The organism is Draconibacterium sp., from assembly GCF_041583095.1.
GTDB lineage: Bacteria > Bacteroidota > Bacteroidia > Bacteroidales > Prolixibacteraceae > Draconibacterium.
Genome location: NZ_JBFHGM010000233.1, coordinates 1 through 7,984, shown reverse-complemented (window position 1 = coordinate 7,984; position 7,984 = coordinate 1). Strand labels below are relative to the sequence as shown.

7 protein-coding genes are annotated in these 7,984 nt (G+C 42.6%); 3 read left to right on the top strand and 4 right to left on the bottom strand.

All coding sequences use genetic code 11. From position 1 onward, the window contains the following. Positions 1-2,248: isoleucine--tRNA ligase (gene ileS / locus ABZB17_RS17525; protein ID WP_372652036.1), on the bottom strand; the 2,248-nt coding region annotated here is incomplete at its 3' end. 601 nt (positions 2,249-2,849) lie between these two features. Between ileS and ABZB17_RS17520 the strand changes: the two genes are divergently transcribed. Next, positions 2,850-2,996, top strand: a complete 147-nt coding sequence (locus tag ABZB17_RS17520; RefSeq protein ID WP_372652034.1) for a hypothetical protein — start codon at positions 2,850-2,852, stop codon at positions 2,994-2,996. Between the two features lie 139 nt (positions 2,997-3,135). Here ABZB17_RS17520 and ABZB17_RS17515 read toward each other — a convergent pair whose 3' ends face one another. Next, on the bottom strand, positions 3,136-3,450 hold the full coding sequence (locus ABZB17_RS17515) for an isoamylase early set domain-containing protein (protein WP_372652032.1): 315 nt from the start codon (positions 3,448-3,450) through the stop codon (positions 3,136-3,138). A gap of 401 nt (positions 3,451-3,851) precedes the next feature. Then, positions 3,852-4,646 (bottom strand): BtpA/SgcQ family protein, encoded by a 795-nt coding sequence (locus tag ABZB17_RS17510; RefSeq protein ID WP_372652030.1) that lies wholly within the window; start codon positions 4,644-4,646, stop codon positions 3,852-3,854. 139 nt (positions 4,647-4,785) lie between these two features. Between ABZB17_RS17510 and ABZB17_RS17505 the strand changes: the two genes are divergently transcribed. Both ABZB17_RS17505 and ABZB17_RS17500 read left to right on the top strand, forming a co-directional pair. Next, on the top strand, positions 4,786-5,493 hold the full coding sequence (locus ABZB17_RS17505; protein WP_372652028.1) for a DUF1080 domain-containing protein: 708 nt from the start codon (positions 4,786-4,788) through the stop codon (positions 5,491-5,493). An 81-nt stretch (positions 5,494-5,574) separates the two neighbouring features. Next, the gene (locus ABZB17_RS17500) at positions 5,575-6,504 is read left to right on the top strand and encodes a lysostaphin resistance A-like protein (protein WP_372652026.1); all 930 of its coding nucleotides are present in this window, start codon (positions 5,575-5,577) and stop codon (positions 6,502-6,504) included. A gap of 509 nt (positions 6,505-7,013) precedes the next feature. Here the strand turns inward: ABZB17_RS17500 and ABZB17_RS17495 are convergent. Continuing rightward, the gene (locus tag ABZB17_RS17495; protein ID WP_372652024.1) at positions 7,014-7,751 is read right to left on the bottom strand and encodes a hypothetical protein; all 738 of its coding nucleotides are present in this window, start codon (positions 7,749-7,751) and stop codon (positions 7,014-7,016) included. Between the last annotated feature and the right edge of the window lie 233 nt (positions 7,752-7,984).

Below are 7,984 nucleotides of genomic sequence, written 5' to 3'. Positions count from 1 at the left end.
AATTGTAGGTATTGTATAATGTTCCGAAGAACTTACGTTTTACTTCCTCAACACCTTCGATATCAAATTTCAGGTTGTCCCATGGCTGCGCATTGGTGATCATGTACCAGCGCAGTGGGTCTGAACCGTATTTATCGATGGTCTCGAACGGATCGACTGCATTACCCAGACGCTTCGACATTTTCACGCCGTTTTTGTCCAATACCAGTCCGTTTGAGATAATATTTTTAAATGCTACCGATTCATCAATCATTGTCGCAATTGCATGCAGCGTGAAGAACCAACCACGTGTTTGGTCAACACCCTCAGCAATAAAATCGGCCGGGAATACATCTTTAAAATTCTCTTTCCACTCGAAAGGATAATGGCGCTGTGCAAATGGCATCGCACCCGAGTCGAACCAAACATCGATCAGGTCGGATTCGCGCTCCATTTTTTGTCCCGACGGAGAAACAAGAATGATATTATCGACATGCGATTTATGCAGGTCAATCTTTTCGTAGTTGGCTTTTTCGTAATCGCCAACTTTAAACTCAGCAAATGGATTTTCCGTCATAAATCCGGCGGCAACCGCTTTGTCGATCTCTGCCATCAGTTCTTCCATCGAACCGATACAAATCTCTTCCGAACCATCTTCTGTTCTCCAGATTGGCAGCGGTGTTCCCCAGAAACGCGAGCGGCTAAGGTTCCAGTCAACCAGGTTTTCCAGCCAGTTTCCGAAACGGCCTGTTCCGGTTGATTTTGGTTTCCAGTTGATGGTGTTGTTCAACTCCACCATCTTGTCTTTCACCGCGGTTGATTTTATAAACCACGAATCGAGCGGGTAATACAATACTGGTTTATCAGTTCTCCAGCAGTGCGGATAACTGTGAACGTGCTTCTCAATTTTAAAAGCCTTGTTCTGCTGTTTCAGCATTACCGAAATATCGATATCAACAGTTGAAGCATCGTCTTCCAGTTTGTCGTCGTATTCGTTTTTCACCGAACGGCCGGCAAACTCGTGATAGGTTTCGGTATTTACATACTTTTCAACAAACTCCGGGTCCAAATCTATAGTGGGGTAAAAACGTCCTTTCCGGTCTACCAAAGCCTGACGTTTTCCTTCGGTATCAATTACGATCAACGGCGAAATTCCGTGTTGTTTTGCTACCCGATCGTCATCGGCACCAAAAGTAGGTGCGATGTGTACGATTCCGGTACCATCTTCAATGGTTACAAAGTCGCCGGTAATAACTTCAAAAGCTTTGCCTTCAGGTTTTACCCAGTCGATCAGCTGTTCGTACTGAACGCCTTTTAACTGCTCGCCGGTATACTCGGCTATTACTTTGTAAGGAATATTTTTGTCGCCCGGATTGTAATCTTCCAGTGCCAACTCTGCATTTTTTGAGCTGAAATAAACCGGGAAAAGGTCTTTCGCCAAAATCAAAGTTACAGGATCGCCGGTGTACGGATTAAACGAACGAACTTTTACGTATTTAATGTTCGGCCCCACACACAGTGCCGTGTTCGATGGCAATGTCCATGGAGTTGTCGTCCAGGCGAGGAAATAAAGATCGGTTTCCACTCCTTCGAAAAGGAACTCCGACCTTTCGTTTCTTAAAGCTTTAAACTGGGCAATGGCTGTTGTATCTTTTACATCGCGGTAACATCCCGGCTGGTTCAGCTCGTGCGAGCTCAATCCTGTTCCGGCTGCCGGCGAGTAGGGCTGAATGGTGTAGCCTTTGTACAACAAGCCTTTGTTATAAATTTGTTTCAGCAACCACCAAACCGACTCAATGTATTGGTTTTCATAGGTAATATACGGATCATCCATATTCACCCAATAACCCATTTTGCGTGTCAGTTCTTCCCACTCGCGGGTGTATTTCATCACCTCTTTGCGGCAGGCATCGCTGTATTCTTCAACGGTAATTTTCTTACCTATATCGTCTTTTGTAATATTCAGCGCTTTTTCAACGCTCAGTTCTACCGGCAAACCATGTGTGTCCCAACCGGCTTTACGGTGCACACGGAAACCTTTCATGGTTTTGTAGCGGCAAAAAATATCTTTTATGGCACGCGCCATCACGTGGTGAATACCCGGCATTCCGTTTGCCGATGGCGGTCCTTCGTAAAATACAAATGTTTCGTGCCCCTCGCGGGTTGAAATACTTTTATGAAAGGTATCGTCTTTCTCCCAACGCGCAAGCACATCCTTGTTTATCTGTGCTAGATCTAACTGCTTATATTCCTGAAATTTATTACTCATAAGAATACCTTATAATCCACTGATTTTAAAAAACATGCAAATATAGAAAAATTTTGATGGTCGGGGGAAGATGAACGGGCCTTAATTAATACGGACTAATAAGCTTATTACAAATAATTTACATTGCGACCAAAGCATTTCGGAGTCGTATGCACAGCTCTGTAATTTACTGACTAATAGCATCCTGTTATATTCTGAGTCGTCCTGTTAACTTTTTCGGCGTCCTGTACCATTTTTATGGCGTCCTGTTAACTTTTTCGTGTTCCTGTTCGATTTTGGTGCGCCCTGTTACCTTTTTTCCTCATCCTGTTAAGTTTTTGGGCGTCCTGTTAAACAGGATTCAGGGATTTTGTAACAGGATGGGGGAAATGGTTGCAGGGATATGTTATCCAACGATCTCTAGAATAAGTTTTTTATTCAAGCACTAAAAATGCGAAATGAAACTTTCAATCCATTGGCAACTTGCACTCGACCCCTCCAAACCTCTCCGCCAGCTTGCGGAAGGCTCAAAGTCCCCTTCAGGGGATTTAGGGGAAAGAGACCAAGTGGTTACTTACGAAGTTCGAATATGAAATAACTTTCTATCAGCACTGTGGTTACTATGATAAACCGAAAACAAAATATTCCCGGATCTGGTGGATTCCTGATTTTCCTGCAAAACAATAAAGAAAAAGCCGCTTTACCGGGAAAGATAAAGCGGCTTTGTGGAATACCTTTATGGAAACCCGGATCAGACAGTCCGGACTAATTATTTTGTCAATCTGTAGTGAAACCAACCTTATTGATTTGCATCCCTTTTGGAAATCGGGAGAACCAAAACACCAAACTTAGTTCTGCGAAGACTTTTGCTTCGTTTGGCTACAGATCCGTTTTTAAATGTCTTTTGATTAATTCAGATCAAGTACCGAATTAAATTCGCCCTCAACAATACCGGTGGGAGCAGTGCTGTCAGCTTCGCTTTCGTTTTCCCAAACCGAATTGTCGATTAAATATTTAAACTGGTAGGCTTTACCGGTTTCAAGATTCAGCGTTTGTGTAAAATCACCGCTTTTCAGTTTTTTCATGGGCTCAACTTCTTCGTTCCAGCCGTTAAATTCACCCACAATTTTAATTGTATCTGCACCTGGAGCATCTTCTTTTGCTACTCTAAACGATACTTTACACTCAGGTTTACTTTTTAAATATTGTTTTTTTATACTCATAATTCATAGTTTTTTGTGAAACAGAACAGTTACCGGCTTTGTGCTTTAAAAATTGCTTTATGAATTGGCATCCGGCGCCTGATGTAAACTCAACAGCCTTCTTTCAATCACCGATCCGGCACGCTCTCCTGAATCGTTCTTGTTTTCAATCTTAAAATTTGTTCTAGTACAAAGTTGGTTTGGAAATGATGTTCTATCAATTTGTTAATCAAAAGTATGGCATTAACATTAATTATCAATCAACCAGCAAAAAGAATATTCTGATATTTAACACTTAAATAAAATTAAAAAATTTTAGCATCTTATTGTATTTCAGACGTTTTAGATCACTCCCCAACACCATTCGCCTTGCCCCGAACAGACACACACGACTGATTTTAAGCAATTTAATCAAACGAATGTCAATAATTGTTTCGTAGATGATTCACCCGGCTCATAAACGACTGAACCCTTTCCAATTCCACTTCATTTTGCCAGTTGCCATCGTATTTAAACGATGATCCCACAATAAAAGCATCGGCATACGGCCAGAAACCGGCAATATTACTCTCTGTGATTCCGGAGCCAATCAGCACCGGTAGCCTAACCGCCTCAACTACAGCCTGCACATCCTTTATCGATGCTTCTTCGCCCGTTGCATTTCCGGTAACAATAACCCCATCGGCTAAAAAGAACCCGGCAGCTTTCGCCATATCACAAATCGAAACATCGGCAGAAATGGCATGCGATGAGTGTTTCTTTTTAATATCAGTCCAAATTTTTATGTCGTCGGCACCAATCAGTTTCCGATAGCGCAAAAGTTCTGCTGCATCGCTGTTCATCATTCCCTCATCGGCCAAATGCCCAAATACAAATCCTTCGGCCCGGATGAAATCGAAACCGGCAGCATGAGCAACGGCCAGCGCCTGTTTGTTGGCTCCTGCCAAAATCTGTATTCCCAGAGGCAGCGAAACCTCCTGCCTCAGTTTTGTTGCAATAGCCGTCATTGCAGCCACAATTTCGGGGCCCACTTTACGGTTCAGGTATGGCCGGTCGTGCATGTTCTCGATCATAATGGCATCCACACCGCCTTGCTCGAGTTTCTGTGCATCGCTGATTGCAGCTTTAATAATTTCCGGTATGGTGAGGCGGTTTTTGGGAGTTCCCGGCAATGCTCCTACATGCACCATCCCTATTATCGATTTGTTGAGTTCCACGCTTTATTATTTTGTTTCCTTAAAGTTAACTGAATTGAGGGAATTTCTGCCGATCACCAAAAACAATTCACTTATCGTTTTGATTGCCACTGATTTTGTACATTTACATCCTGTAACCTAAGTCAAAAAAAAACGAAAGATGAAAAATAGTTCCCTTTTGCTCGCAATGTTTGTCGCATTTATTTTTGCGTCCTGTTCGACGGGAAAAAGCAATAACACCTTAACAAAACAAGAAATTGAAGACGGCTGGGAATTGCTGTTCGACGGCAAAACCACCAACAACTGGAAAACCTTTAACGGAGGTGCAGTAACCGGATGGAAGGTAATTAACGGCGAATTGCACAATTCAGGCCTTGGGGCGGATCATGGCGGCGACATTATAACAAAAAAACAATACATCAATTTTGAATTGTACCTGGAGTGGAAAGTGACACCGGAAAGTAACTCGGGTGTTTTTTACCACGTTCAGGAAGGACTTACAGACGTCATTTACGAATCGGGCCCGGAATACCAGTTGATTGACGACAATGGATGGCCTGACAATCTGGAGGCCTGGCAGCATTCAGGAGCCAATTACGGTATGAATCCACCTCAAAATGCAAAGGTAAAACCGGTTGACGAGTGGAACACAACGCGAATAATTGTTAAAGGCCCCCACGTTGAGCACTGGCTAAACGGCACCAAAGTGGTGGAATATGAACTCTGGACCGACCAATGGCTAAAAAATAAAGCAGTCAGCAAATGGGCTGAAGTTCCCGACTACGGCATGGCAAGATCGGGGCATATTGGGCTGCAGGATCATGGCGGGCTAACTATGTTCCGGAATATTAAGATCAGGGAACTGTAGTTTCAGTGCAGCTTATCAAAACAAACATTGCCCGAACAGGTTTCTCAATAAAAATTATCTTTGCCCGAAACATTTTCAAAAATGGAATTTACTGCATTCAGAGATCTGAAACCTTTCTCGCAATTGTTTTTTGCCGCATTTGTTGTGGTGGCCAGCATTTTAATCTTCTTTGTATTATCGCTTGTTGTGGCCATTCCAATCTGGGGATTCATCACTGTCTTGCACCTTCCGGCAATAAATTCTGAAACGCCACAACATATTATTAACCTCTATAAATTCATCCAGGTTGTTCAGGCAATCGGCTTTTTTATCGTCCCTCCGTTTATTTTAGGCTACCTGTTTCATGGCAAATCAAAAGAATACCTTTATCTCGATAAAACCTTCAACTCACAAAGTGTTATCCTGGTTGTTGTAATGATGTTTTTTGCCTCTCCGCTTATTAACCTGATCGGGGAATTAAACAGCAACATGAGTTTCCCCGACTGGTTATCGGGTGTGGAAGAATGGATGCGTAACGCCGAAGAAAATGCCGCCGAAATTACCAAAGCCTTTTTAAATGTAAAAACCATTGGCGGACTTGCCTTTAACGTGTTTATGGTTGCATTGCTACCTGCAGTTGGCGAAGAGCTTTTGTTCCGCGGAGTAGTACAGAACATTTTTAGCAAAATGACGCGCAGTCACCATTGGGGAATCTGGATTTCAGCCATACTATTCAGCGCTTTGCACATGCAGTTTTATGGTTTTGTACCACGGGTTTTACTTGGTGCTTTGTTTGGTTATATGCTGGTTTGGAGCGGCTCGATGTGGTTGCCCATAATTGCCCATTTCCTGAATAATGCTATTGCCGTAATTGCCATGTACTTTATAAATAACGGGATGATGAATCCACAATATGAAGAAATCGGGTCTACCGGCGACAGTTATTACATGGCCGGAATCAGCCTTGCACTAACGTTTGTCTTTCTGCTGATGCTGAAACGTCAGAATGCAGGGAAAGAAATTGTTTTATAAAAAATGTATCGCTCCGGAAATCTGGATGATTAGTATTTGAACTCAATATTTTATAATTGCTGCCGCAGGCCATCATTTTTGGCTTGATCCAAAAACGATGCAAAAAAACTCAAGGCTCCTTTTGCTCCTTCCCCTTCGTTTTTATAAAACCTAAATTCGGACGGGTGATCTCCTCGATTCCTCGGAGCTTCCCGCTCTCTTTAAGGTTTCATTTCAACTCCACGGAAAGACCAAAAGAGGCCGGTCCACTGCAGTAGCATCAGCCACATCGAAGCCTGGCCTTGTCCTCAAGCTGGCGGACGGAAAAAAAGCGGTGGCGGCGTTAAAAAATTACTGTTATTTGGGCTCATGCGGTGGTCTAAAACCCTCCTGATTCCTTAGATTTACACTCATAGCTCGTGGCTGTTTTCTTTACTAAAACTTCCAGAGTAAGGAAAATTCCGGTATAAAAAAATCCCGGATCAGTTTTCACCAATCCGGGATCTAAAATATCAATACAATAAATTCCGTTAAGCAAATTCAAATAAGAGATCGGTCTGCATTTCTTCTGCCGAAAGCTTTTTCTTTTCATTACGGCGAAATACATAAACAATACCATATTCCTGTGCCAGTTGACGTTTCGCTTTTGGCGATTCTACCTCAAGGCTCTCTTCAATCTCTGTCCACAGCTTGCTTATAAAGTCGTTGGTAATCTTACGCAGTTTCTGCATTTTATCGAACGAGCGTAAAGTATTTCGTTTTAAGGTTTGCTGAAATACCGAAGCGTCGTGCAACTCTTCCACCTTAAATTTTACCAGTGCTATTGATGGATTATAAATGGCACTTCCCCCATTTTGTTTGCGCTTTTGCTCGCCTTCCACCATTATTTTGCCCCACTCAATTATATCTTCCTCGGTGTTTAGTGGCGGCACTTTTCCCTCAAAAGAGGCCAGATTACCGTAGTACTTAATGCCGCCGTTAATCTCACCGCGTTCTGATGCAAACTGCAGCACCTGTATAAAATGCGAAACATACATTTTAGCCCGATCAAAAGCTTCTTTGTACTCTTTTATATTTTCCGACTGAAGTCGTGTGTCTAATTCGTATTGTCGAAGGTGATTCTCGAAAGTATTCTTCACATTCTGAAGTTCTTCAACCGAATGATTCGAAAACGCCAGTTTATGTTCATTCTTAATCACCTTTGCCAGCGCTGCGTTAAGTGCGCGTATTCTGGCTTTATCCGTTGTGGGTAAACGTCTGTATGGCATAATGTTCCTTTGTGTTTATGCGAAGTTATGGATTGTGCATGGAGAATACTCGTGTTCGCCCTTGCACTTATACACACCGAGTTGTTTATTAGTGTGAAAAACGGGAGGGTGTTTTTAGCGAAGGACCTTATTTTAAGACCTTCCTGTCTCTATATTCGCACGAAGTTAACAGGGTTAGAAACAAAAAGCCTCCCCAGAAACTGAGAAGGCTTTTCAACTTTATAGCTTGAATT